Raw genomic sequence first — 24,187 nt, forward strand, 5'->3', positions numbered from 1 at the left:
GGTGTAGATCATTGGTCAGCGGGTTATTTCGCGGTTCGTCAGGACCAGCAGGGCCCTGACCAGCGTGGTCGCCCACTTCGGGGCGGTGCGGACCTTGCCCAGGACGCTCCAGTTCTTCAGGTGGGCGAAGCCGTGCTCGACCGGAACCCGACCGTGGCCAGTGCCTTGTTGGACGGTTTCTGGCCGCGGGTCAGGGGCCGGTTCCGGGCCGCCTTGTAGTCGCAGATCACCGCCGGGTCGGTGTCAGGAGGACCGTCGTCGAGGCCGATGAACCCAAGGTCGGCTGAAGCCCTGGTCGACCAGGGCCTGCTCCACGTTGTCGGTGTTGGCGGCGACCTTGTCCAGCAGCACGATGCCGACGGCGTTCTCGTAGGCCCACGCGGTCACCACGACCACCGCGATGTCCCGTTACCGCAGCGCAGGCGGGTCCGACGGTTTGGAGAGTGACTTGGTAGCCGAGTCGGTTGAGCCCAGGACAGCCTTTCAGCCCCGGATTGCCGTGGCGGGTCTTGCCGGTGGGCTGTTTGCCGGTCGGCGCGTCCATGATGCGGCCAGACACTTCGCCGGTTGTCGCACATCAGCCATGTCACAACCGTCACTTGGCCTCTGCGTAACTGATGAGTAGTGGGACTTCTTCCGGGGCAAGGGGCTAGTATCGGCGGCTCTAGAGATCGCCGGCGCGGGTACCCAGGGGGAGGGAAACAGCGGCGTGCAGGTGAAGATCGTTGTCCAGAGCGAAGATGGTGACCAGTCGCTGACTTCCCTCTATCGCTGGCTCGCGGAGGACCCCGAGGTGACCCGCGACGCGTCAATCCTCCTGGTGGCCACACCGCCCGGGGCCGGGGAGATGGGCGGGGCGTTCGAGGTCATCAACGCGGTTCTCACCCACGCGATCGCTCTCGGCGGACTTGTGGTGTCCTGCGCAGCCTGGCGCGCTTCGCGTACCCATGCCCCCGTGATACGCATCGAACGGGACGGGGTGACAGTCACGGTCGAGGACGACTCGCCGGACACCGTACGCCGCGTCATCGACGCCCTCGGCGGCCCGGCCCTGCAGGCGGCGCAGGAAGATGATCCGGTGGCCGACGAGGTGCACGGTGCCGTCGACGGGCATGAGCCGGGGCCGCAGTAGCCATGGCGGTGCTGCCGGATCCCGGCTCCTCGCAGGCACTGCTCATAGGGGTGCACACCTACGACGGGATGGAGGACCTGTCCGCCGTCGAGCGTAATCTGACCGGACTTCAGCAGACTTTGGCCGACCGGGAGGTGTGGGGCCTTCCGCCCACGCATTGCACGGTGCTGTCCCAACCATCCAGCGCACAGGCTGTACTGGACGCTCTCGGCCGTGTCGCCGCACGCGCCACTGACACCCTGGTCGTCTACTACGCCGGCCACGGGCTCACCGACCCTGTCACCGATGAGCTGTACCTGGGGTTACCCGGATCGGACCCGGAACGCACCTACAGTGCCCTGCCGTACGACTGGGTGCGCCGTGCCATGCTGGACCCACGGGTACGGGCCCGGCGCAAGGTGATGATCCTGGACTGCTGCTACAGCGGCCGGGCCCTGGTGGGCGGCATGAGCACCGCCACCGAAGCCGCCTCGCAAGTCGCCGACCACGCGCTCATCGAGGGCACCTGTCTGCTCGTGGCCTCCTCGGCGACCCGCAAGGCCCTGTCTCCGCCGGGCGAGCGGTACACCGCCTTCACCGGCGAGCTGATCACCCTCCTGGCCGAGGGCGTGAGGGGCGGTCCGCCTCTGCTCGACATGGACACCGTCTACCGCCAGCTGTACATCGCACTGGCTGCCAGGGGCAGACCGCTGCCGCAGCAGCGCAACCTCAACACCGGCGGCCTGATCGCCCTCGCCCGCAACCGCGCCCACGTGTCCGCGCCGCACGCATCACCGGCCGCCCGGCGGCCGCAGCCCACCGAAGAGCCGTCGTCCGCACAGCCAGAGCCCTCCACGAAGCCGCAGACCGCGCAACAGCAGACCACGGAGAAGCCGCCGCGCGCCCGGCCGGAACCCGCCGCCGCTCAGCCGCGCCCTGCGCAACCACAGGATCCTCGGCTGCAGCTGGTCCCACAGCAAGCGGCCCCGGACGCGGGGCAGGCGGCTCGCGCTACCTCGTCCCCGCCGAAGGCGCCGACGGAGGCTTCCCGGAGTTCTTCTCCTGCGACTGCCGGGGAGGCTGCCCGAGGCTCCGCCGTCGGCTCCACCCCACTCGTCGGCCTGGCCGCCGCACCGGTCCCCCGCCGCCAGGGCACGAACCAGCCGCCTCCCCCGAAGCCGAGGCATCGTTGGCTACGACGTCGCACCTTCATCCTCGGAGGTATGGCCCTGGCGGCGGGCGGAACCGCCGCAGCCGTCTACGCCCTTGAGGATCCGTCCGTACCGCCGCCGGCTTTCTCGCTCAACAGCCCTGTGTCATCCATCGGCTTCAGCCCAGATGGCCGCACGCTGGCCGCCGGGGGCCAGGACGCGACCGTACTGTTGTGGGACGTAGCCGCCCGCAAACAATCTGCCCTGCTTGTCGGCCCGAGCTCGTACAACGTCAACGCCCTGGCCTTCAGCCCTGACGGCAAGCAGCTGGCCACCGCGAATGACGACGGCACCATCCGGCTGTGGAATCTCGCGGAGCGCACCAGCACTGCTCTGAGCAACGATCGGTATACCGGCGCCATCATGTCGGTGTCGTTTACCCCGGATGCGAGAACCCTAGTGTCCAGCACCGCCCAGTCCAGCGGCACCTATATCCAAGTATGGAATATCGCCACCCGCGCCCTGGCTACCGTCCAGACAACAGACTCCTCCAGCGATGGAAGTTCCTATTTTACTGCGTTGAGCCCCAACGGCAGGACAGTGGCCGGGCTCGGATTCGGTGACCAAAATGTCGTTGGCAAAGTTCGCCTGCTCGATCTAGCTTCGCATTCAGCGAGACCCGACAACTTCTTGGCCGATGTCGCACGGGGGACCTGCGTGGGCTTCGCCCCGGACGGCCGGATCATCGCCACCGGTACCGCCGAGACCAACACCATCCAACTGTGGAGCGTTGCCGCACTCGCGTCTGCCAGCAGCGACAGCGAGAGTTCGGCCCGGCCCGTCCGCATCCTGACAGGGCACCAACAGGCTGTGACATCCGTGGCATTCAGCCCGGACAGCAAGAGGCTGACAAGCGGCAGTAAGGACAAAACAGTCCGGGTTTGGGATGCAGCCACAGGAAACGTGTTGTCTAACTTCACGGGGAACAATGGAGCAGTCAACTCGGTGGCATTCGGCCACGACGGGAAGACTCTCGCCGCAGGCGGCCAGGACAAGGGCGTACGGCTATGGCAACTGTGAATAGCCACGAAACTGAGAACTTGCCGAAGACACATGCTGACGGAAGACTCAAGACTGCGAAGCTGTGACGGTGCGTTGGATCTTATGTGGGCTGGTGGTGTTGTGGTTGGAGCGAGAAGGACTTCTGGATTTCTGGGGCCCGTCTTTTCTTTTCTTGGATTGATTTGTATGAGTTTCGCGGTGCTGTGGGCTTCCGAGAAGCAGGGCTTGATCAAGTTCCTGGAGCGTCCGGGTCGCCTGTGACGCCCAGGATTCGGTGTGAGCGGTGTGCAAGCTGAAGTTGCTTCACGGGGCTGGTGTGCGTGGGCATCGGGATGCTCGTGGTGGTCACTGGCAGGTGACTTTGGTGAAGGTCGTCGGTCATCGGGCGACTTCGCGGTTCGTGAGGACAAGCAAGGCCCGGATCAGGGCGGTCGCCCAGGCGGGGTCGGTGCGTACCTTGCCGAGGACGCGCCAGTTCTTGAGGTGGGCGAAGCCGTGCTCGACGGGTGCCCGGACGGCTGCCAGTGCCGTGTTGGACGGTTTCTGGCCTCGCGTCAGGGGTCGGTTCCGGGCGGCCTTGTAGCCGGTGATCACCGCCGGGTCGGCGTCGGGGCCGCCGTCGTCGAGGCCGACGAATCCCAGGTCGGCGATGGCTCCGAGTCCGACTTCCCGCAGTTTCTGGGTGAGCTTGTCGTGCCGGCAGGCGGTGATCTCCGAGGTGCGCCCGGGGCGGGCCGCCGAGACCCACAGCAGTCGGCCCCGGTCGTCGGTGAGGGCGATCACGAGCAGGCCGTGGCATTTATTCTTTCCGGAGTAGTTCCTCCGGTTCTCGGCCCCGGTGCGCCGCCGGGTACGTATCACCGAGCCGTCCAGCAGTACGATGCCGCCGCCCTTTCGGGCGATCTTCTTCAGGGCCCGGTCCAGGCGTGGGGCGCGGGCGGCGAGCAGGCCGACGACCTCCCGGACCCATCGGGTCACGGTGGTGCGGTGCACTCCGTTGCCGTCGGCCAGGTCGCCGGGCCGCTGGTCACAGCGCAGCACCGCCAGCACGATGGTGGCGATCTTCCCTGCGGGCAGGGCGCGCCACCGCGAGCCGATCTTCTTGAGGTGGCCGCGCAGCAGGTCGGCGAGCCAGTTCAGGGTGGCACGCGACAGCGGCAGGCGGGCGGTGTAGACAAGGCCGTCAGGGCCCTCGACGGAACTGTTGTTTTTCGTCACACAAACTCAACTGCCGTCGGCGGACCGTCAGTTACGGGCACCCCCGCGCGACTACGGACGTGCCCTGAACCGCCCGTCGCCGCGCTTGTGCAGCCAGCCGCGGTCGGCGAGCTTGGTCATCTTCGCCCGTAAAGGTTCCAGCTTGCCGCGCACCGAGGCGTCCAGACCCAGCCGCTCGCCGACCGCCCTGACCTGCACCGGGCCGTCGGCCTCCCGCACGATCGCCAGGATCTTGCGGTAGTCGCCGGGCAGCACGCCCTCGTCGGCCGCGTCGCTGCGGTGCGGGATGAGCAGGACTGCCCGCCCGGCCACCTTTACCGATACCGGAGCGACAGCCCCGGCGTCGGCCCGGACCTGCTCGGCCAGGCGGTTCAACACCCGCTCCGCGACCGCCAGTTCATCCCGCCCGGCCTGGACCTCCTGGAGCTGCTTGGCCAACTCTTCCGCGAGGGCGTCCAGTTCGCTCCGGCGGGCGGTGATCCACTGCCGCTCCTGCATCCCCGCGCCCTCCCGCGTTCTCACGGCGTGCCGACCTGCTGACGGATCGTAGGCGAGGGCCAGTCGTGGGCGCAGCCGAACCCGGCATCCCGCCGGAGCCGGACCTGCCCGATGATCTACGCCATGGTCATCGGCCGCCAACCAGCACGAGTACCCAACTCGACATTCACACCAGCCCCGTGACCTGCGGCTTCACGATGCACACCGCTCATTGTGCGACGGGGGTACGACAACGCGCCCCCGCCGGGCCTCCACCCGCCGAGCCGGAACCGGTCCCCGGCGGTGACCATCACCTCCAACCCTCGTTCAACCTTGCGTGGACATGGAGCAGGCAACCCCAGCCGCGCCGGAGGCGGACGTCGAGCCGGTGGACGTCGAGGACGCCGAAGCGGCGCTGATCGAGCACTATCCGCGGCTGGTCAGGATCGCGTACCTCACGCTGCCCGCGACCATGGGCCGCCACCGGCGGGTGCTGCTGGCGCACCGGCTGGTGCAGCGGGCGCTGCCGCGTACCCGGCGGGCGGCGGCGGACGAGGGCGGGCCGGGCGACCCGGCGTACGCGCTGGTGCGCCACGAGGTGCTGCACGGCGCGCTGGCGTACGGCAGGCGGCGTACCGGGGTGTGGCGGCTGCCGCGCGCGGTGCTGGTGGCCGCGCCGCTGCCGCCGCAGGTGGTGGGGTTGCGGCTCTTCCCGCGGGCGGGCGGCTCCGAGGAGCTGGCGCTCGACCGCGCGCTGGCGGAGTTGGACGCGCCGGCCCGGGCGGCGTACGCGCTGGCCGCGCTGGAGCGGCTCTCCGACGACGAGGTGGCGGCGCTGCTCGCGGAGGCCGGGGCGGAGGCGCCGCACAAGGCGGTGCAAGAGGCCGGCCAGGTGCGGGTGACCCGGGCGGACGGCGGTACGGCGGACCCGGCGCGGCTGCTGGCGTCGGCGGAGTTCGATCCGTGCACGGTGCAGGTGCGGCCGACGGATCTGATGCGCCGGCGGCAGCACGTGCGCCTCGGGGCCGCCGCCGCGGTGGCCGCGCTGGCGGCGGTGGCGCTGCTGGGGGTGCCCGGGGACGACGGCGCCGGGTTCGGCGCGGCCGGGCCGCTGGGGCCGCAGCAGGCCGCGCTCAACCGGGCGCTGGACCCGGCGCTGGTGGTGCGCGCGGCGCCGGACGCGTGGCGGCGCAGCGGGCGGCTGGACTTCACCGACTGGCCGGCCCGCGGCGACCGCACCGACGACCAGGAGCTGTTGCAGCGCGCGCTGGCGGTGTGGGCGCGGCCGGGGCCGTCGGTGCGCGTCACGACCACCGCGGGCACCCCGGCGACGCCGCCGGTGGCCTCGCCCCGGCTGCTGTACGCCGGTGATCTGGACGGCGCCGGGGTGGTGCTGCTCCACGACGGGCTGCGGCTGGTGCGGTACGCCGAGCCGGTGGACGGCGGCGGCGCCCCGGCGCTGGACTTCGCCCGGGTGGACGGGGCGTCGGCGGCCTCGGCGTCGGCCGTGGTGGTCGGCCGTACCGAGCGGGGCGCGCGCTTCCTGACCGCGCCCTGGACGGACGACACCACCGTGCGCGACCTCCTCGACCCGTCGGCCGCCGCCCACGGGCTCAAGCGCTCGCCGGACGGGGTGACCGCCCCGGTGCCGATGCCCGCGGCGGACGGCAACTGCGCGTCGGCGTCGGCGCGTTGGCCGGTGCTGCGGCTGACCGGGCAGCCGGGCGTGCCCGATCGCGGCCCGCTGCTCCTGACCGACCTCGGCGACCTGACCCCGGTGCACCTGACGTACGCCTCCGGGGCGGGCGCGCGGCTGGAGGAGGCCGACGGCGACCAGGCGCGGGCGGCGTGGGCGCACACGGTGTGCCGGCTGCCCGCGGTGCGCGGCCAGGGGGTACGGGCGGTGGGCGACTGGGCCTTCGCCGAGCAGCGGCTGCCGGACGACGCGGGCACCGCCTCCTGGCTGTGCACCAGGGCGGACACCTGGGACGGCGACAGCCATGTGCTGGTGCAGTTCCTGCCGCCGGGCGGGTCGGCGGCGGCACCGGCGGCGACCGCGGCGCGGTCCGACGCCACCCCGGCGTGCGGGCCGGTGGCGCCGCAGGTGCTCGCCGGGGTGCTGTGGAAGTCGCCGGCGAAGCGGTGGTACCTGCTGGCCGCGGGGAGCCCGGAGGTCACCTCGGTCACCGCCTCCGGCGGCGCGGGCCGCACCGCGAGCGGCCACACGCTGACGGCGCCCGCGCAGCCGTCGGAGCGCCCGGCGATCACCGGGCGGCTGGCGGACGGCGGCACGCTGCCCGCGCTGAAGTGACCGCGTAGCCCTGGGCGTTACGTCCGGAACGCCCCCGTACCGCCGGGCACGCCACGGGCCCGGCGGTGCAACTTCTTGCTGAAACTTGCTTGCAGACTCTTTCGCAAACTCTTGCAGCGCTGTTAACTTCCTGCCCAGCCCGGGGCCGCACAGGGACGGCGGCGCCGCGACCCATCAGCGGTGGCGTGGCGGGCGTACCCCCTTCCAAGGAGTGACAGGTATGCGACGTGGCATATCGGCCGTCGCGCTGGCCGCGGCCGTCGCGCTCGGGGCCACCGCGTGCGGCGGCGGAAGCGGCGACGGCGACGCCGCCGCCAAGGACCCGGCGAGCGTGAGCGGGTCGATCACCTACTGGGACACCTCGGACGCGACCAACGAGGCCCCGGCGTACCAGGCGCTGATCGCCCAGTTCGAGGCCGCGTACCCGAAGATCAAGGTGCATTACCAGAACGTGCCCTTCGGTGACGTGGAGAACAAGTTCAAGTCCTCGGCGCAGAGCGGCAAGGGCGCCCCCGACGTGATGCGCGCCGACGTCGGCCTGATCCCGGAGTACGCCTCGCTGAGCTACCTGGCGCCGCTGGACCACACCGCGGCGCTGACGGACACCGGTGACTTCCTGCCCGGGCCGCTGAACACCACGCAGTACAACGGCAGGACCTACGGCGTCCCGTCGGTCACCGACACCCTGGCCCTGCTGTACAACAAGAAACTCCTCCAGCAGGCGGGCATCGCCAAGCCCCCGGCCACCTGGGACGAGCTGATCGCGGACGCCAAGGTCCTCAAGGAGAGGACCGGGGCGGCCGGCACCTACGTCAACCCGGACACGTACTTCCTGCTGCCGCTGCTGTTCGGGGAGGGCGCCGACCTCGCCGACCCCAAGGCGAAGAAGATCACCGTCAACTCGCCGCAGGCGGTGAAGGCGGTCACCATGGCGAAGAAGATCTACGACACCTCCTCGCTGCCGGTGGACTTCGCCAACGCCTACGACAACATGCAGGCGGCCTTCAAGAACGGCAAGGTGGCCATGTTGATCCAGGGCCCCTGGTCGGTCCCGGACGACCTGACCGGCTCGGCGTTCAAGGGCGACGAGGCCAACCTCGGGTACGCGCCGGTGCCGGCCGGGAGCACCGGGACGGCGGCGGCCCCCACCGGCGGCCACGACCTGGTGGTCTACGCCGGCTCGAAGAACCTGGCGGCGAGCTACCTGTTCACCCGGTTCATGACGTCGGCTCAGAGCCAGCGGTTCATCGCCCGGAAGAACGGGACGCTGCCCACCCGCGCCTCGGCGTACACCCCCGAGGTGCTCAAGGACCCGAAGATCGCCGGCTTCCGGCCGATCATGAAGACCGCCCGCAACCGGGTGTCGCTGCCGCAGGTGGGCAGCTTGTTCGTGCCGCTCCAGCAGGAGTACGTGAAGATCCTCCAGGGCCAGGAGCCGGTCGCCAAGGGGCTGGACGACGCGGCCGGCCAGTTCCGGAAGCTGCTGCCGGGCTTCACCGTCGGGTAGCCGGAACGCCGACCCGGTCGGCCGGGGCCCCGTGCCGGGGTCCACGCGCCCGGCCGGCCGGGCCGGTCACCATCCCCAGCCGTCGCTGTCGAGAGCGCCGCGTGATCGCCGCGCCGCGGAGAAGAGCCGAGAAGTATGAGGTCGTTGAAGTCGCTGAGACGGTCCTGGGACAGGCACTGGTACGCCTGGGCCATGGTCGCCCCGGTCGTGGTGGTGATCGCCGTGCTGGTGCTCTACCCGCTCGGCTACGGCGCCTACCTGTCGCTGACCAACGCCAACGAGACCAACGTCGCCAAGGACATCGGCGTCAACCACGTGCCGGCCACCTTCCACTTCGTGGGGCTGGACAACTACTGGCAGGTGCTCTCCGGCGGTGACGGCGACTTCTACGCGCGGCTGGAGTGGACGCTGATCTGGACGGTGGCCTGCGTGGTGTGCCACTACTGCCTGGGGCTGGGGCTGGCGCTGCTGCTCAACCGGCCGGTCAAGTTCCGGCTGCTGTACCGGATCGCGCTGATCCTGCCGTGGGCGGTGCCCTCGTTCATCGGGGTCTTCGCCTGGCGGCTGATGTTCAACACCCAGTTCGGTGTCTTCAACTCCCTCATCACCCACCTCGGGCTGCCCGCCCAGGACTGGCTGGGCACCTCGCTGGCGCAGAAGTTCGCGGTGGTGATCGTCAACGTCTGGGCGGGCGTGCCGTTCATGATGGTGGCGCTGCTCGGCGGACTCCAGGCGGTACCGGGCGAGTTGTACGAGGCGGCGGAGATGGACGGCGCCTCGCCCTGGCAGCGGTTCCGCGACGTCACCCTGCCGGGGCTGCGGCCGGTGAGCAACACGGTGATCCTGCTGGGCGTCATCTGGACGTTCAACCAGTTCAACATCATCTTCCTGCTGCTGGGCAGGAACACCAGCGGGGACACCGACATCCTGGTGACCTACGCCTACCGCAGGGCGTTCTCGGGGGTGTCGGACTACTCGGGGGCGGCGACCTACGGGATGGTCATCCTCTCCCTCCTGCTGGCGTTCTCCACCTTCTACCGCCGCCACCAGCTCAAGACCGAGCAGGCGTAAGGAGCCGGACCACCCATGAGTGCCACAGCGGAAAGCGTCCCGGCGGCCACCGCGCGGGCGGGCCGGGGACCGGCGGCCCGGCGGGTCGTGCGGCGGCGCGGCGAACGCGGCCGGGCCGCCTCCGTCGCGCTGCACGCCACCTTGATCGTGGCCGCGCTGATCGCGGTCTTCCCGGTCGCCTGGATCCTGTTCGTCTCGTTCGGCCCGAAGACCGCGTGGCAGGACCCGGGCCAGGTACTGCGCCACCCGGGGCTGGGCAACTACGTGCGGGTGCTGACCGCCACCGACTTCCCCAAGTGGCTGGGGAACTCGCTGCTGGTGTCCGGGTCGACCACGGTGCTGGGGGTGCTGATCTCGGCGAGCGCGGGGTACGCGATCTCCCGGATGCGGTTCCCCGGCCACCGCCAGCTGATGTGGACCTTCCTGATCACCCAGATGTTCCCGGTGGCCGTGCTGATGGTGCCGCTGTACAACCTGCTGGCGGCGCTGGGGCTGATCGACTCGTTCGTGGGGCTGGTGCTGACCTACTGCACCATCTCGGTGCCGTTCTCGGCGTGGATGCTCAAGGGGTACTTCGACACCATCCCCAAGGACATCGACGAGGCCGGGCGGATGGACGGGCTGACCCCGTTCGGCACCTTCTGGCGGCTGGTGCTGCCGCTGGCCCGGCCGGGGCTGGCGGTCACCGCCTTCTACAGCTTCCTGACCGCGTGGGCCGAGGTCGCCTACGCCTCGCAGTTCCTGAGCAACGACCACTACACGCTGGCGGTCGGGCTGCGGACGTTCACCTCGGAACTGCGCGCCGACTGGGCGCTGCTGACCGCCGCCTCGGTGATCGTCACCATCCCGGCGGCCGGTGTCTTCCTGCTGGTGCAGCGCCATCTGGTGGCCGGGCTGACCGCGGGCGGCACCAAGTCGTGAGCAACGCAGCCAAGCAGTGATCCGATTCCGCACCGAGCTTGTTGGGGTACGTCATGACCACTCAGTATCTGGACACCGTTCCCGGCCAGGCGGTTCCGCCAGGTGAGGCGGGGGCGCGCCGCGGCTGGTGGCGCGGCGCCGTCATCTACCAGGTGTACCCGCGCAGTTTCGCGGACGGCGACGGGGACGGCATGGGCGATCTGCCCGGCGTCCGGGCCCGCCTGCCGTACCTGCGCGACCTGGGGGTGGACGCGGTGTGGCTCTCGCCGTTCTACGCCTCCCCGCAGGCGGACGCCGGGTACGACGTGGCCGACTACCGGGCGGTGGACCCGATGTTCGGCACCCTCACCGACGCCGACGACCTGATCCGCGAGGCGCACGCGCTGGGGCTGCGGGTGATCGTGGACGTGGTCCCCAACCACTGCTCGGACCAGCACGAGTGGTTCAAGCGGGCGCTGCGCGAGGGGCCGGGGTCGCCGTCGCGGGAGCGTTTCCACTTCCGGCCCGGCCGCGGTGCCGACGGCCAACTGCCGCCCAACGACTGGGAGTCCATCTTCGGCGGCCCGGCGTGGACGAGGGTCACCGAGCCGGACGGCACCCCGGGCGAGTGGTACCTGCACCTGTTCGCGCCGCAGCAGCCGGACTTCGACTGGGACCACCCGGCGGTGCGCGACGAGTTCCGTTCCATCCTGCGGTTCTGGCTCGACCTGGGGGTGGACGGCTTCCGGATCGACGTGGCGCACGGCCTGGTCAAGGCGCCCGGGCTGCCGGACATCGGCCACGGCGGGCAGTTGAAGCTCCTCGGCAACCAGGTGCTGCCCTTCTTCGACCAGGACGGGGTGCACGAGATCTACCGCAGCTGGCGCCTGGTGCTCGACGAGTACTCCTCCACGGGCGCCGGGGACGCGCTGCCCGGCGAGCGGATCGCGGTGGCCGAGGCGTGGACGCCCACCGTGCGGCGCAGCGCGCTCTACCTGCGCCCGGACGAACTGCACCAGGCGTTCAACTTCGAGTACCTGTCGGCGGATTGGGACGCGGCCGCGCTGCGGAAGGTGATCGACGACTCGCTGGCCGCGATGAACGCCGTGGGCGCCCCGGCCACCTGGGTGCTCTCCAACCACGACGTGGTGCGCCACACCACCCGGCTGGGCACCGGCGACCCCGCACGCGACCTGGTCCGCGCCCGGTCGGCGACGCTGCTGATGCTGGCGCTGCCGGGGTCGGCCTACCTCTACCAGGGCGAGGAGCTGGGGTTGCCGGAGGTCACCGACCTGCCGGACGCGGTGCGCCAGGACCCGGCGTTCTTCCGCGGCGCGGGCCAGGACGGCACCCGGGACGGCTGCCGGGTGCCGCTGCCGTGGTCCGGTGACGCGCCGCCGTACGGGTTCGGTCCGGTGGCGGGCGGGCCGAGCTGGCTGCCGCAGCCGCCCGAGTGGGCCCGGCTGAGCGTGGCCGCGCAGGACGGCGACCCGTCCTCGACGCTGGAGTTCTACCGCGCCGCGCTGGCGGTGCGGCGGGAGCATCCGGCCCTGGGCGCGGGCGAGTCGGTGCGGTGGCTGCCGGCGCCGGAAGGGGTGCTGGAGTTCCGCCGGGACGCCGAGGAGGGTTCGTTCGGCTGCGCGGTCAACCTCACCGAGGACGCGGTGCGGTTGCCGGTGCGCGGACGGGTGCTGCTGGCCTCCGCCGAGGTGGCGGTGGCGGACGGCGCCGACGAGGTGCTGGTACCGGCCGACGGCGCGATCTGGTGGGCGATCTGACATGGCGGTGGCCCGTCGCCTACCCTCGGGGACTGTGACCGCACGGCTGGCCGACATCGCAGCGCAGGCGGGGGTAAGCGAGGCGACGGTCAGCCGGGTGCTCAACGGGAAGCCGGGGGTCTCCGCGGCCACCCGTCAGTCCGTGCTGGCCGCGCTGGATCTGCTCGGCTACGAGCGTCCGGTGCGGCTGCGGCAGCGCAGCGCCGGGCTGATCGGGCTGATCACCCCCGAGCTGGACAACCCGATCTTCCCCGCCTTCGCCCAGGTGATCGGGCAGGCGCTGACCCGGCAGGGGTACACCCCGGTGCTGGCGACCCAGACGCCCGGCGGCTCGACCGAGGACGAGCTGGTCGAGATGCTGGTCGAGCGCGGGGTCAGCGGGATCATCTTCGTCTCGGGGCTGCACGCCGACTCCACCGCCGACCGGGGCCGTTACGAGCGGCTGCGCGGTCAGGGCGTCCCGTTCGTGCTGATCAACGGCTTCGCCGAGGGGGTGCGGGCACCGTTCGTCTCCCCCGACGACCGGGGGGCGGTACGGCTCGCCGTCACCCATTTGGCGGCATTGGGGCATGATCGTATCGGTCTGGCGGTGGGGCCGAAGCGGTTTGTTCCGGTCATGCGCAAAATCGAGGGGTTCACACAGAGCATGCGGGAGGTGCTGGGCGTGACCGGTGAGGCCGCCGAGCGGCTGATCCAGCATTCGCTGTTCACCCTCGAAGGCGGCCGGGCGGCGGCGTCGGCGCTGGTGGACGCCGGCTGCACGGCGGTGGTGTGCGCCTCGGACCTGATGGCGCTGGGCGCGATCCGCGCGGTACGCGAACGCGGGCTGCGGGTCCCCGAGGACGTCTCCGTCGTAGGTTTCGACGACTCCCCGCTGATAGCGTTCACCGACCCGCCGCTGACCACGATCCGGCAGCCGGTGACGGCGATGGGCCAGGCCGCGGTGCACGCGCTGCTGGAGGAGATCGGCGGAACGCCCGCCCCGCACAGCGAGTTCGTGTTTTTGCCCGAACTTGTGGTACGGGGTTCAACCGCGGCCGTTCCGGGGGGCGCCGCCGGGGGCGGGCAGCCCGGTGGTGCCAAGGGCGAGCGGCGCGTCGCGGGCGAAGAACAGCCGTCACCCCGGGGTACCGCGGATGTCCGCGACCCGACCGGGGGGTGATCGGTGCCACGGCGCCGTCTGGCAGACTGTCCACCTATGGGGGAACCGACAGCGAAGATCCTCGATGGCCGTACGGCCGGTCAGTCGCGCTCCACCGGTTCCATCGACGCCGATGGAACAGTGAGTGAGGACCGCCGTACGGAAGACCGTCACACCTTCCTCGCCACGGTCCGCCGCCCCCGCCGCCCCCGGTTGTGGTTCGAGATCCTGCTGATCGGCATCAGCTACTGGGTGTACTCCCTGGTGCGCAACGCGGTGCCGGAGCAGGAGAGGTCCGCGATGCGCCACGCCGACCAGATCTGGCACATCGAGCACGTGCTGGGCATCGCCGTCGAACAGCACATCAACCACGCGGTGAACTCCGTGACGTGGCTGATCGTGGGGATGAACTACTACTACGCCACGCTGCACTTCGTGATGACCATCGGGGTGCTGGTGTGGCTCTTCCGGCGCCATCCGGGGCGTTACGCCTCGGCACGGCTGACCATCTTCGCCACCACCGGTTTCGCCCTGGTGGGGTTCTACTTCTTCCCGCTGGCCCCGCCGCGGCTGATGCACCACGCCCGGTTCGTGGACACGGTGGCGGTCCACCACACCTGGGGTTCGATGGCCTCGGGGGATCTGGCGCACGTCTCCAACCAGTTCGCCGCGATGCCCTCGATGCACATCGGCTGGTCGCTGTGGTGCGGCATCACCATCGCCACGCTGGCCCGCCCGGTGTGGGTCAGGGTGCTGGGACTGCTGTATCCGGTGACCACGCTGGTGGTCATCATCTCCACCGCCAACCACTTCTGGCTGGACGCGATCGGCGGGGTGCTCTGCCTCGGCGTCGGCTTCGGGGTGTCGTTCGCGGTCTACGGCCGGGTCACCTACCGGCTGCCGCGGCACGTACCGCAGCCGGCCGCCGCCCACCTGTAGCGGGCGGCGGGGCTCACCCCTCGTACTCGTAGAAGAGCCGTTCCACCACGCCCCGGGCGCGGCGGGTGGTGCGGCGGTAGTCGTCGACCAGTTCGCCGGCGTGGCCGGGGCCGTAGCCGAGGTGGCGGCCGACGGCGGCCAGCTCGCGGCCGTCGCTGGGGAAGGTGTCGCCGGGGCGCCCGCGGACCAGCATGACGGCGTTGCGCACCCGGGTGGCGAGCACCCACGCCTCGTCGAGGACGGCGGCGTCGTCGGCGGCGACCAGCCCGGCGGCGCGGGCGGCGGCCAGCGCCTGGCGGGTACGGGTGGTGCGCAGCCCCGGCAGTTCGGAGCCGTGCCGCAGTTGCAGCAGTTGCACCGTCCACTCCACGTCCGACAGGCCGCCGCGGCCGAGCTTGGTGTGGGTGGTGGGGTCGGCGCCGCGCGGCAGCCGTTCGGACTCCATGCGTGCCTTCAGCCGCCGGATCTCCCGTACCGCGTCCTCGCTCAGGCCCCCCGAGGGGTAGCGCAGCGGGTCGATCAGCTCGATGAAGCGCCGCCCCAGCTCCTCGTCCCCGGCCACCGGGGTGGCCCGCAGCAGGGCGTGGCTCTCCCAGGTCAGCGACCAGCGCCGGTAGTAGGCGGCGTAGGAGGCCAGGGTGCGCACCAGCGGGCCGGACTTGCCCTCCGGACGCAGGTCGGCGTCGATGACCAGCGGCGGGTCGGTGGTGGGGATCTGGAGCAGCCGGCGCAGCTCGTTGGCGGTCTTCAGGGCGGCCCGGGTGGCCTGGTCGTCGGCGACCCCGGGCAGCGGTTCGTGGACGAACAGCACGTCGGCGTCGGAGCCGTAGCCGAGTTCCCGTCCCCCGTAGCGGCCCATGCCGATGACGGCGAACCGGGTGGGCAGCGGCTCCCCGCCGCCGACCGCGTCGATGGCGGCCTGGAGGGCGCCGGCGAGGGTGGCGGTGGTCAGGTCGGTGACGGCCGAGCCGACGGTGTCCACGGCGGCGCCCGCCCCGCGCTCGGCACGGAGCGCACCGGTGATGTCGGCGGCGGCGACCCGGAACAGTTCGCGCCGGCGCACCCCGCGCACCGCGGTGACCGCCGCCTCCGGGTCGCCGGCCCGGCCGACCGCGGCGCGTACCTCCTGCTCCAGCGCCTCCCGGGACCGCGGGCGCAGCCCCTCCGGGTCGCCGAGCAGCGCCACCGCCTCGGGGGCGCGCAGCAGCAGGTCGGGGGCGAGCCGGCCGGAGGAGAGCACCCGGGCCAGGTTCTCCGCGGCGGCCCCCTCGTCGCGCAGCAGCCGCAAGTACCAGGGGGTGCGGCCGAGGGCGTCGGAGACCTTGCGGAAGCCCAGCAGTCCGGCGTCCGGGTCGGCGGAGTCGGCGAACCAGCCGAGCAGCACCGGCAGCAGGGTGCGCTGGATGGCGGCCTTGCGGCTCACCCCGGAGGCGAGCGCCTCCAGGTGGCGCAGGGCGGCGGCCGGGTCGTGGTAACCCAGCGCGGTCAGGCGCTGCCGGGCGGCGGCCGGGCCGAGCCGTACCTCGCCGGGCTGCAACTGGGCGAAGGCGTCCAGCAGCGGGCGGTAGAAGAGCTTCTCGTGCAGCCGCCGCACCTCGACCGCGTGGCGCTTCCACTCCTTGGTCAGCTCGGCGACCGGCTCGGCCCGGAAGCCCAGGGAGCGGCCGAGGCGGCGCAGGTCCTCCTGCTGTTCGGGGACGAGGTGGGTGCGGCGCAGCCGGTGGAGCTGGATGCGGTGCTCCATGGCGCGGAGGAACTGGTAGGCGGCGTCCAGCGCGGCGGCGTCGGCCCGGCCCACGTAGCCGCCGTCGGCGAGCCGGGCGAGCGCGGTGAGGGTGGTGGGGCTGCGCAGGGTGGTGTCGGTGCGGCCGTGCACCAGTTGCAGCAGCTGGACGGCGAACTCCACGTCCCGCAGGCCGCCGGGGGCCAGTTTCAGCTCGCGTTCGACGTGGGCGGGCGGGATGTTGGCCACCACGCGGCGGCGCATCTGCTGGACGTCGGCGACGAAGTGGTCGCGGTCGGCGGCCTGCCACACCATGGGGGTGACGGCCTCCATGTACGCCTCGCCCAGCGCCTGGTCGCCGGCGACCGGGCGGGCCTTGAGCAGCGCCTGGAACTCCCAGGTCTTCGCCCACCGCCGGTAGTACGCCAGGTGGCTGCTGAGGGTGCGCACCAGCGGCCCGTTCTTGCCCTCGGGGCGCAGGTTGGCGTCCACCTCCCAGATGGTGCCCTCGGCGGTGGTGGCCGAGCAGACCCGCATCATCCGGGCGGCGAGGCGGGTGGCGGCCCGCAGCGCGCGCTGTTCGTCGCCGTCCCCGGCGGCCTCGGCGACGAAGATGACATCGACGTCGGAGACGTAGTTGAGCTCATGTCCGCCCGCCTTGCCCATGGCGATCACCGCGAGCCGGCAGGCTTCGGCGTCCGCGGGTGCCTCGCCGCGGGCGATCTCCAGGGCGGCGCGCAGCGTGGCGGTGGCCAGGTCGGCGAGTTCGGCGGCGGTCTCGGCCAGGGAACTGGTGCCGCAGACGTCGCGGGCGGCGACCCCCAGCAGGCAGCGGCGGTAGGCGGCGCGCAACGCGTCCTGCGGGGTGGCGGTGCCTGCTTCGGCCATGGCGTGGCGCAGCGCCTGGCCGAATTCGTCCACGCCCGGGTGGAGGTCGGCCGACTCGTAGGTGACCAGGGAGTGCCAGTCGAGGGGGTGGCGGGCGAGGTGGTCGCCGAGCGCCTCGGAGGCGCCGAGTACGCCGAGGAGCCGGTCGCGCAGGGGCTTCGCGGCGGTGAGGGTGTCGAGCAGGGTGCGCCGCTCGCCCTCGTCGAGGGCTTCGGCGAGGCGTCGCAGGCCCCGCAGGGCGAGGTCGGGGTCGGCGGTGGCGCCCAGCGCGTCCAGCAGCACCGGGTCCGAACGCACCCCGGCCAGCTCCGCCGCCTCCAGCTCCCGCTCGGCGCCGGCCGGTTCGGTGAACCCGTGCCGCAACAGCCTGCTGAACGTACTGCTGCGCCGCCCTTCCAGCATGGCCCGCCCTCCGTTCGATCGCCCCCGCGAGCCTATCCGTCCGGGGCGCGCCAGGGGACGGCGGTGGCGGGTACGCGCCGCGGGCGCCGGGCGGAATCCGTACCGCCGGGCGCGCGGGCGTACCCGAGGCTTTCCCAGATCTTCACCCACGCGGCACAGCGGTCGCGGGCCGGTCGCCCTACGCTGACGCTGCTCCGCCGCGCTCAGCTTCCTTTCCCCCCTCGACATGGAGGCCCGCAGTGCTCCGCAGCTCTTCCGCAAGGACCCGCCGCACCCTGACCGCCGTCGCCTCCGCGTTCGGCCTCGCCGCCGCGTGGACCGGGCTCGGCGCCGCCCCGGCGCACGCCCAGGCCGTACCGGCGCCGGACCACGTGATCGTGGTCGTCCTGGAGAACCACGGCTACGACCAGGTCATCGGCAACTCCAGCGCCCCGTACATCAATGCGCTGGCCACCGGGGGCGCCAACCTGAGCAACATGCACGCCGAGACCCACCCGAGCCAGCCCAACTACTACGACCTGTTCTCCGGCTCGGACCAGGGCATCACCACCGACGCCTGCGTCACCCCCGGCTTCAGCTCCGCGGCCAACCTCGGCTCCGAACTCCTCGCCGCCGGCAAGCGGTGGGCCAGCTACAACGAGAGCCTGCCCAGCCAGGGTTCGACGGTGTGCACCAGCGGTGAGTACGCCCGCAAGCACAACCCGTGGTTCGGCTTCTCCAACGTGCCCACCTCCACCGCGTACACCTTCGCGCAGTTCCCCACCGACTACACCACGCTGCCGCCGGTCTCGTTCGTCATCCCCAACCTCTGCGACGACATGCACGACTGCTCGGTAAGCACCGGCGACACCTGGCTCAAGAACCACCTCGGCGCCTACGCGACCTGGGCCAAGAGCCACAACAGCCTGCTCGCCGTCACCTTCGACGAGGACGAGGGCACCACCCCCAACAACATCCCCACCGTCCTGTACGGCCAGCCCGTCAAGGCCGGCAGCTCCTCCGCCGCCTCCTACGACCACTACAGCCTGCTGCGCACCATCGAAGACATGAACGGCCTGCCCACCCACGCCGGCAACGCGGCCTCCGCCTCGGACATCACGGACATCTGGAACTGACACAACGTCAGTAAAATCCCCCGCCGCGCCGCCTCGTCATCGGGGCGGCGCGGCGGCGCGCTCACAGCACCGGCAGGTTCTTCCTCAGCTCGAACGGGGTGACCTCGGAGCGGTACTCCTCCCATTCCTGCTTCTTGTTGCGGAGGAAGAAGTCGAAGACGTGCTCGCCGAGGGTTTCGGCGACGAGTTCGCTGCGTTCCATCAGGGTGATGGCCTCGCCGAGGTTCTGCGGGAGGGGTTCGATGCCGAGGGCGCGGCGTTCGGCGTCGGAGAGGGCCCAGACGTCGTCGTCAGCGCCGGCCGGGAGTTCGTAGCCTTCCTCGATGCCCTTCAGGCCGGCGGCGAGGAGGACGGCGTAGGCGAGGTAGGGGTTGGCGCCGGAGTCGAGGGAGCGGACCTCGATGCGGGTGGAGACGGTCTTGCCGGGCTTGTACATCGGCACCCGGATCAGCGCGGAGCGGTTGTTGTGGCCCCAGCAGATGTACGAGGGGGCCTCGCCGCCGGCGCCGGCGGTGCGCTGGGAGCCGCCCCAGATGCGCTTGTAGGAGTTGACCCACTGGTTGGTGACGGCGGAGATCTCGCCGGCGTGGCGCAGCAGGCCGGCGATGAACGAGCGGCCCACCTTGGACAGTTGGTACTCGGCGCCGGACTCGTGGAAGGCGTTGCGGTCGCCCTCGAAGAGCGACAGGTGGGTGTGCATCCCGGAGCCGGGGTACTCCGAGAACGGCTTGGGCATGAAGGTGGCCTGGACGCCCTGTTCCAGCGCGACCTGCTTCATCACCAGCCGGAACGTCATGATGTTGTCGGCGGTGGAGAGCGCGTCGGCGTACCGCAGGTCGATCTCCTGCTGGCCGGGGGCGCCCTCGTGGTGCGAGAACTCCACCGAGATGCCCATCGACTCCAGCATGGTGATGGCCTGGCGGCGGAAGTCCTGGCCGACGTGCTGCGGGGTGTGGTCGAAGTACCCCGAGGAGTCGCCGGGGGTGGGCCGGCTGCCGTCCACCGGCTTGTCCTTGAGCAGGAAGAACTCGATCTCGGGGTGGGTGTAGAAGGTGAACCCGAGGTCGGAGGTCTTGGACAGGGTGCGCTTGAGCACGTACCGCGGGTCGGCGTACGAGGGCGAGCCGTCCGGCATGAGGATGTCGCAGAACATCCGGGCGGTGCCGGGCGACTCCGCGCGCCACGGCAGGATCTGGAAGGTGCCCGGGTCGGGCTTGGCGAGCATGTCGGACTCGTAGACCCGGGCGAAGCCCTCGATGGCCGAGCCGTCGAACCCGATGCCCTCGTCGAACGCCTGCTCCAGCTCGGCCGGGGCCACCGCGACGGACTTGAGGAAGCCCAGCACGTCGGTGAACCACAGGCGGACGAAGCGGATGTCCCGCTCCTCCAGCGTCCGGAGGACAAACTCCTGCTGCTTATCCATGATCCTCATATCCTCGCAGGTCAGACGGCTTGTTCACCGGGCTTGGGGGACACTGGGGGTCACCAGTATCGCGGAGACGAGTTTCCGGCACGTTACGCACTATTTGCCACACCTTGCGATGCCCTTTGCACGGTCCGGTCCCCCTCTCCGCGTTCACCGCCATTGTGGAACACGGATGCGGTATCCACGTACGTGCCGTACGGGTGCGATCCGCCGTGCTCCCCGGGGGTCATCGCGTCGGATGGACGATTACGCTGGGGCCGTGCCTCAACTTCGTCTCGCCCTCAATCAGATCGACAGCTGCGTCGGCGACCTCGCCGGGAACACCGAATCGATCGTGCGCTGGACCCGGCACGCGGCCGAGCAGGGCGCGCATCTGATCGCGTTCCCCGAGATGGCGCTGACCGGTTACCCGGTGGAGGACCTGGCGCTGCGGCCGTCCTTCGTCGAGGCGTCCCGGGCCGCGCTCACCGCGCTGGCCGCCCGGCTCGCCGCGGAGGGGCTCGGCGAGGTCCCGGTGGTCGTCGGCTACCTCGACCGCAGCGAGAAGGCGCAGCCGCGGTACGGGCAGCCGGCCGGCGCCCCGCAGAACGCCGCCGCCGTCCTCCACCGCGGTGGCGTGGTGCTCTCCTTCGCCAAGCACCACCTGCCCAACTACGGCGTCTTCGACGAGTTCCGCTACTTCGTGCCCGGCGACACCCTGCCGGTGATCCGGGTGCGCGGCGTGGACGTGGCGCTGGCGATCTGCGAGGACCTGTGGCAGGACGGCGGCCGGGTGCCCGCCACCCGTACCGCCGGGGCCGGGCTGCTGCTGTCGGTCAACGCCTCGCCGTACGAGGTGGCCAAGGACGACACCCGGCTGGAGCTGGTGCGCAAGCGGGCCCAGGAGGCCGGCTGCACGCTGGCGTACCTGGCGATGATCGGCGGCCAGGACGAGCTGGTCTTCGACGGGGACTCCATCGTGGTCTCGGCGCAGGGCGAGGTGATCACCCGGGCCCCGCAGTTCGAGGAGGGGTGCGTCCTGGTCGACCTGGACCTGCCGGCCGCCGCCGCGCAGCCGCCGTCCGGGGTGGCCGACGACGGGCTCACCATCGACCACCGGATCGTCTCGGCCGAACCCCTGCCGCCCTACGAGGCCCAGGTCACCGGCGAACTGGCGGCCCGCCTCGGCGACGACGAGGAGATCTACACCGCGCTGGTGGTGGGGCTGCGCGCCTACCTGGCCAAGAACGGCTTCCGCAGCGTGCTGATCGGCCTGTCCGGCGGCATCGACTCCGCGCTGGTCGCCGCCATCGCCTGCGACGCGGTCGGGGCCCGGCACGTGTACGGGGTCTCCATGCCCTCCCGCTACTCCTCGGAGCACTCCAAGGACGACGCGGCGGAACTGGCACGGCGCACCGGGCTCAACTTCCGTACGGTGCCGATCGGGCCCATGTTCGACGCGTACATGGGCCGGCTCGCGCTGACCGGGCTCGCCGAGGAGAACCTCCAGGCACGCCTGCGCGGCACCACCCTGATGGCCCTGTCCAACCAGGAGGGCCACCTGGTCCTCGCCCCCGGCAACAAGTCCGAGCTGGCCTGCGGCTACTCCACGCTCTACGGGGACGCGGTGGGCGGCTTCGCGCCGATCAAGGACGTACTCAAGACCAAGGTCTGGGAACTGGCCCGCTGGCGCAACCACGCCGCCGCCGAACGCGGCCAGATCCCGCCCGTCCCGGAGAACTCCATCGCCAAACCCCCCTCCGCCGAACTGCGCCCCGGCCAGGTCGACACCGACTCCCTGCCGGACTACGAACTCCTCGACCGGATCATCGACCTGTACGTCGAGCAGGACCAGGGGTACGAGGCGATCGTGGCGGCGGGGTTCGCACCCGAGACGGTGACGCGGGTCCTGCGCCTCGTGGACACGGCGGAGTACAAACGGCGGCAGTACCCGCCGGGTACGAAGATCACCCCCAAGGGCTTCGGCAAGGACCGCCGCCTCCCGGTGACAAGCCGCTGGCGCGAGGGCGTCTGACGGTTCGCTCGCGCTGGCGGTCAGCCATTACGTGGTGGCCGGTTCGCCCGTTTCAGGGTTCCGGGGTGGCCCCCTTCACCCCTGCCCGGTGGGTGGTTGGTGAGGTTTTGGTTTGGTTCGGCACCGGGTGGGTTCGCCTACTGCCGGTACGGGGTCGGGGGCGCGCCGGGGGTGACTCCTCGCTCCAGGTATCCGCCACAGCTTGGCTCCGGCTACTGGGTCGCTGCGGGGACACCCCCGGCACACCCCCTTGTGCCGTCGTGCGGGTGCCTCTCTTCGCGGGTGGGGTGAGAAAGGAGGTTGGGGTCACCCCGATCTTTTTCTCACCCCCTCCGTGCCGCAGCGCGGAACGCAACAGAACGGGGGCGTGCAGGGGTGTCCCCGCAGCGACCCAGCGGGGCGGCGGAGAGCCGACAACGAAACGCGGAGCGAGGAGTCACCCCGGAGGGCCCCCGGAAACCCAGGAAGACAGTGCGCATCCCGCACTGTACGAACACAGCCACGGGTGGGTGGGGGGAAACAGCTGTGACGCCAGCCAGGACGAAACGAAATCGGGCGCACCCCGAGGAGGTAATGGCTGACCGCCAGCGCGAGCGAACCGTCAGCCACGACGAGACGGGATCGGGCGCGCCCGGGGGAGGTAATCGCTGACGCCAGCGGGAGCGGACCGGTCGAGGCGGCCGGAGACGGCCGCGACGGCGAGACCGGTTACCGCGAGGGCGGAGCCGACAAGCGCCGGCGACGTCCACCCCCACCCCGCACTGATCGCCACCCCTCCCACCCACGCCCCACCCGCGTTGGCCAGGTTGAACGCCGCCTGGTTGGAGGCCGAGGCGAGGGTCGGGGCGTGCCGGGCCTTGCGCATCACCATCATCTGGAGCGGGGTGGTGGTGGCGAAGCCCACCATGCCCAGCAGGACGACGGCGACCAGCGCGGTGACCTCGTGGCGTACCGCCACCGGGAAGAGCAGCAGGACGGCGGCGAGCGCGGCGAGCGAGCCGTAGAGGGTGGGCCGCAGCGCGTGGTCGGTGAGCGGGCCGGCGATCAGCGCGCCGAGGGTCATGCCGACCCCGAAGAGCGCCAGCACGAAGGTGACCGTGGTCGCGGTGACTCCGGTGACCTCGGTCATCATCGAGGCGAGGTAGCTGTAGACGGCGAACACCCCGGCGAAGCCGAAGACCGTGGTGACCAGGGCGAGCAGCACGTGCCGGTCGCGCAGCGCGCCGGCCTCGCCGCGCAGGCCGCCGACGCGTTCGGCCGGCAGCACGGGCACCAGCGCGGCCAGGGCGGCCACCGCGACCACGCCGATCACGGCGACCACCGCGAAGGTGGCCCGCCAGCCGACGTGCTGGCCCAGCAGCGTGGCCACCGGTACGCCGAGCACGTTGGCCACGGTCAGGCCCAGGAACATCCGGGCCACCGCGCGGGCGCCGCGTCGTTCTTCCACCAGGCGGGCGGCGACCACGGCGCCGACGCCGAAGAAGGCGCCGTGCGGCAGCCCGGCGAGGAACCGGGCGGCGGCCAGCGTGCCGAAGCCGGGGGCGACGGCGGAGGCCAGGTTGCCGACGGTGAACAGCGCCATGAGGAGCACCAGCATCCGGCGGCGCGGCAGCCGGGCGCCGAGCGCGGTGAGCAGCGGGGCGCCGACCACCACGCCGAGCGCGTAGGCGGAGACCAGGTAGCCGGCGGTGGGGACGGAGGTGTGCAGGTCGGCCGCCACGTCGGGCAGCAGGCCCATCATGACGAACTCGGTCGTGCCGATGCCGAAAGCACTCATGGCCAATGCGAGCAGGGCCACAGGCATGAAGGGGCTACCTCCGGGAGCTGAGCTGAGGGGATTAGGTTCCGATACGGAACAAACTCTTCCCCATGCTCTATTCCGGCAGGTGAACGTCGCAAGTCGAGCACGTCACGGCTGCCCGGCGGCCCGTACGGACCACTCTTGGCGCCCCG

Annotated in this window: 17 protein-coding genes; 11 read left to right on the forward strand and 6 right to left on the reverse strand. The window is 71.4% G+C overall.

Features of this window, described 5'->3' with window-relative positions; genetic code table 11:
• Positions 1 to 243: 243 nt before the first annotated feature.
• Entirely contained in the window at positions 244 to 390 is a 147-nt protein-coding gene (locus SCATT_RS38820) for a hypothetical protein (protein ID WP_162130496.1), read from the reverse strand.
• A gap of 319 nt (positions 391 to 709) precedes the next feature.
• Here SCATT_RS38820 and SCATT_RS06140 point away from each other — a divergent pair, with 319 nt between their 5' ends.
• Both SCATT_RS06140 and SCATT_RS06145 read left to right on the forward strand, forming a co-directional pair.
• Entirely contained in the window at positions 710 to 1,132 is a 423-nt protein-coding gene (locus SCATT_RS06140; RefSeq protein WP_014142088.1) for an effector-associated constant component EACC1, read from the forward strand.
• A 2-nt stretch (positions 1,133 to 1,134) separates the two neighbouring features.
• Positions 1,135 to 3,342, forward strand: a complete 2,208-nt coding sequence (locus tag SCATT_RS06145) for a caspase, EACC1-associated type (protein WP_014142089.1) — start codon at positions 1,135 to 1,137, stop codon at positions 3,340 to 3,342.
• Positions 3,343 to 3,702: 360 nt separating this feature from the next.
• On the opposite strand, the gene SCATT_RS06150 is transcribed toward SCATT_RS06145, so the two are convergent.
• Together SCATT_RS06150 and SCATT_RS06155 are read right to left on the reverse strand one after the other, a co-directional pair.
• Positions 3,703 to 4,542 (reverse strand): transposase family protein, encoded by an 840-nt coding sequence (locus SCATT_RS06150; RefSeq protein ID WP_014142090.1) that lies wholly within the window; start codon positions 4,540 to 4,542, stop codon positions 3,703 to 3,705.
• A gap of 51 nt (positions 4,543 to 4,593) precedes the next feature.
• On the reverse strand, positions 4,594 to 5,040 hold the full coding sequence (locus SCATT_RS06155) for a hypothetical protein (RefSeq protein WP_014142091.1): 447 nt from the start codon (positions 5,038 to 5,040) through the stop codon (positions 4,594 to 4,596).
• Between the two features lie 322 nt (positions 5,041 to 5,362).
• Here SCATT_RS06155 and SCATT_RS06160 point away from each other — a divergent pair, with 322 nt between their 5' ends.
• The 7 genes from SCATT_RS06160 to SCATT_RS06190 all read left to right on the forward strand — a co-directional run bounded on the left by SCATT_RS06160 (position 5,363) and on the right by SCATT_RS06190 (position 14,666).
• Positions 5,363 to 7,330 carry a hypothetical protein gene (locus SCATT_RS06160; RefSeq protein ID WP_014142092.1) on the forward strand — a complete coding sequence of 656 codons (1,968 nt, stop codon included), beginning with the start codon at positions 5,363 to 5,365 and terminating at the stop codon, positions 7,328 to 7,330.
• A 220-nt stretch (positions 7,331 to 7,550) separates the two neighbouring features.
• A complete protein-coding gene (locus SCATT_RS06165; RefSeq protein WP_014142093.1) occupies positions 7,551 to 8,837 on the forward strand; it encodes an extracellular solute-binding protein in 1,287 nt (428 codons plus the stop codon).
• A gap of 135 nt (positions 8,838 to 8,972) precedes the next feature.
• Entirely contained in the window at positions 8,973 to 9,908 is a 936-nt protein-coding gene (locus tag SCATT_RS06170; RefSeq protein WP_014142094.1) for a carbohydrate ABC transporter permease, read from the forward strand.
• Positions 9,909 to 9,923: 15 nt separating this feature from the next.
• The gene (locus SCATT_RS06175) at positions 9,924 to 10,829 is read left to right on the forward strand and encodes a sugar ABC transporter permease (RefSeq protein ID WP_014142095.1); all 906 of its coding nucleotides are present in this window, start codon (positions 9,924 to 9,926) and stop codon (positions 10,827 to 10,829) included.
• 53 nt (positions 10,830 to 10,882) lie between these two features.
• Positions 10,883 to 12,586, forward strand: coding sequence for a glycoside hydrolase family 13 protein (locus tag SCATT_RS06180; RefSeq protein ID WP_014142096.1), 1,704 nt, complete (start codon positions 10,883 to 10,885; stop codon positions 12,584 to 12,586).
• A 34-nt stretch (positions 12,587 to 12,620) separates the two neighbouring features.
• Positions 12,621 to 13,748 (forward strand): LacI family DNA-binding transcriptional regulator, encoded by a 1,128-nt coding sequence (locus SCATT_RS06185; RefSeq protein ID WP_173405625.1) that lies wholly within the window; start codon positions 12,621 to 12,623, stop codon positions 13,746 to 13,748.
• A 36-nt stretch (positions 13,749 to 13,784) separates the two neighbouring features.
• On the forward strand, positions 13,785 to 14,666 hold the full coding sequence (locus SCATT_RS06190) for a phosphatase PAP2 family protein (protein WP_014142098.1): 882 nt from the start codon (positions 13,785 to 13,787) through the stop codon (positions 14,664 to 14,666).
• A gap of 13 nt (positions 14,667 to 14,679) precedes the next feature.
• Here SCATT_RS06190 and SCATT_RS06195 read toward each other — a convergent pair whose 3' ends face one another.
• Entirely contained in the window at positions 14,680 to 17,679 is a 3,000-nt protein-coding gene (locus SCATT_RS06195; RefSeq protein WP_014142099.1) for a bifunctional [glutamine synthetase] adenylyltransferase/[glutamine synthetase]-adenylyl-L-tyrosine phosphorylase, read from the reverse strand.
• 239 nt (positions 17,680 to 17,918) lie between these two features.
• Here SCATT_RS06195 and SCATT_RS06200 point away from each other — a divergent pair, with 239 nt between their 5' ends.
• Positions 17,919 to 18,794: an alkaline phosphatase family protein gene (locus SCATT_RS06200; protein WP_014142100.1), complete on the forward strand. Its 876-nt coding sequence runs from the start codon at positions 17,919 to 17,921 to the stop codon at positions 18,792 to 18,794.
• 61 nt (positions 18,795 to 18,855) lie between these two features.
• Here SCATT_RS06200 and glnA read toward each other — a convergent pair whose 3' ends face one another.
• Positions 18,856 to 20,217 (reverse strand): type I glutamate--ammonia ligase, encoded by a 1,362-nt coding sequence (gene glnA, locus SCATT_RS06205; protein ID WP_014142101.1) that lies wholly within the window; start codon positions 20,215 to 20,217, stop codon positions 18,856 to 18,858.
• A 262-nt stretch (positions 20,218 to 20,479) separates the two neighbouring features.
• Between glnA and SCATT_RS06210 the strand changes: the two genes are divergently transcribed.
• Entirely contained in the window at positions 20,480 to 22,234 is a 1,755-nt protein-coding gene (locus tag SCATT_RS06210) for an NAD+ synthase (RefSeq protein WP_014627582.1), read from the forward strand.
• Positions 22,235 to 22,835: 601 nt separating this feature from the next.
• On the opposite strand, the gene SCATT_RS06215 is transcribed toward SCATT_RS06210, so the two are convergent.
• The gene (locus SCATT_RS06215) at positions 22,836 to 24,038 is read right to left on the reverse strand and encodes an MFS transporter (RefSeq protein ID WP_014142103.1); all 1,203 of its coding nucleotides are present in this window, start codon (positions 24,036 to 24,038) and stop codon (positions 22,836 to 22,838) included.
• Between the last annotated feature and the right edge of the window lie 149 nt (positions 24,039 to 24,187).

The sequence above is a fragment of the Streptantibioticus cattleyicolor NRRL 8057 = DSM 46488 genome (assembly GCF_000240165.1).
Taxonomy (GTDB): Bacteria; Actinomycetota; Actinomycetes; order Streptomycetales; family Streptomycetaceae; genus Streptantibioticus; species Streptantibioticus cattleyicolor.

What these genes read in the sequence shown, in the direction of transcription:
- SCATT_RS06145 (WP_014142089.1), top strand. Translation starts at nt 1,135, where the DNA reads ATGGCGGTGCTGCCGGATCCCGGCTCCTCGCAGGCACTGCTCATAGGG.
- SCATT_RS06155 (WP_014142091.1), bottom strand. Translation starts at nt 5,040, where the DNA reads ATGCAGGAGCGGCAGTGGATCACCGCCCGCCGGAGCGAACTGGACGCC.
- SCATT_RS06160 (WP_014142092.1), top strand. Translation starts at nt 5,363, where the DNA reads ATGGAGCAGGCAACCCCAGCCGCGCCGGAGGCGGACGTCGAGCCGGTG.
- SCATT_RS06165 (WP_014142093.1), top strand. Translation starts at nt 7,551, where the DNA reads ATGCGACGTGGCATATCGGCCGTCGCGCTGGCCGCGGCCGTCGCGCTC.
- SCATT_RS06170 (WP_014142094.1), top strand. Translation starts at nt 8,973, where the DNA reads ATGAGGTCGTTGAAGTCGCTGAGACGGTCCTGGGACAGGCACTGGTAC.
- SCATT_RS06175 (WP_014142095.1), top strand. Translation starts at nt 9,924, where the DNA reads ATGAGTGCCACAGCGGAAAGCGTCCCGGCGGCCACCGCGCGGGCGGGC.
- SCATT_RS06180 (WP_014142096.1), top strand. Translation starts at nt 10,883, where the DNA reads ATGACCACTCAGTATCTGGACACCGTTCCCGGCCAGGCGGTTCCGCCA.
- SCATT_RS06190 (WP_014142098.1), top strand. Translation starts at nt 13,785, where the DNA reads ATGGGGGAACCGACAGCGAAGATCCTCGATGGCCGTACGGCCGGTCAG.
- SCATT_RS06195 (WP_014142099.1), bottom strand. Translation starts at nt 17,679, where the DNA reads ATGCTGGAAGGGCGGCGCAGCAGTACGTTCAGCAGGCTGTTGCGGCAC.
- glnA (WP_014142101.1), bottom strand. Translation starts at nt 20,217, where the DNA reads ATGGATAAGCAGCAGGAGTTTGTCCTCCGGACGCTGGAGGAGCGGGAC.
- SCATT_RS06215 (WP_014142103.1), bottom strand. Translation starts at nt 24,038, where the DNA reads ATGCCTGTGGCCCTGCTCGCATTGGCCATGAGTGCTTTCGGCATCGGC.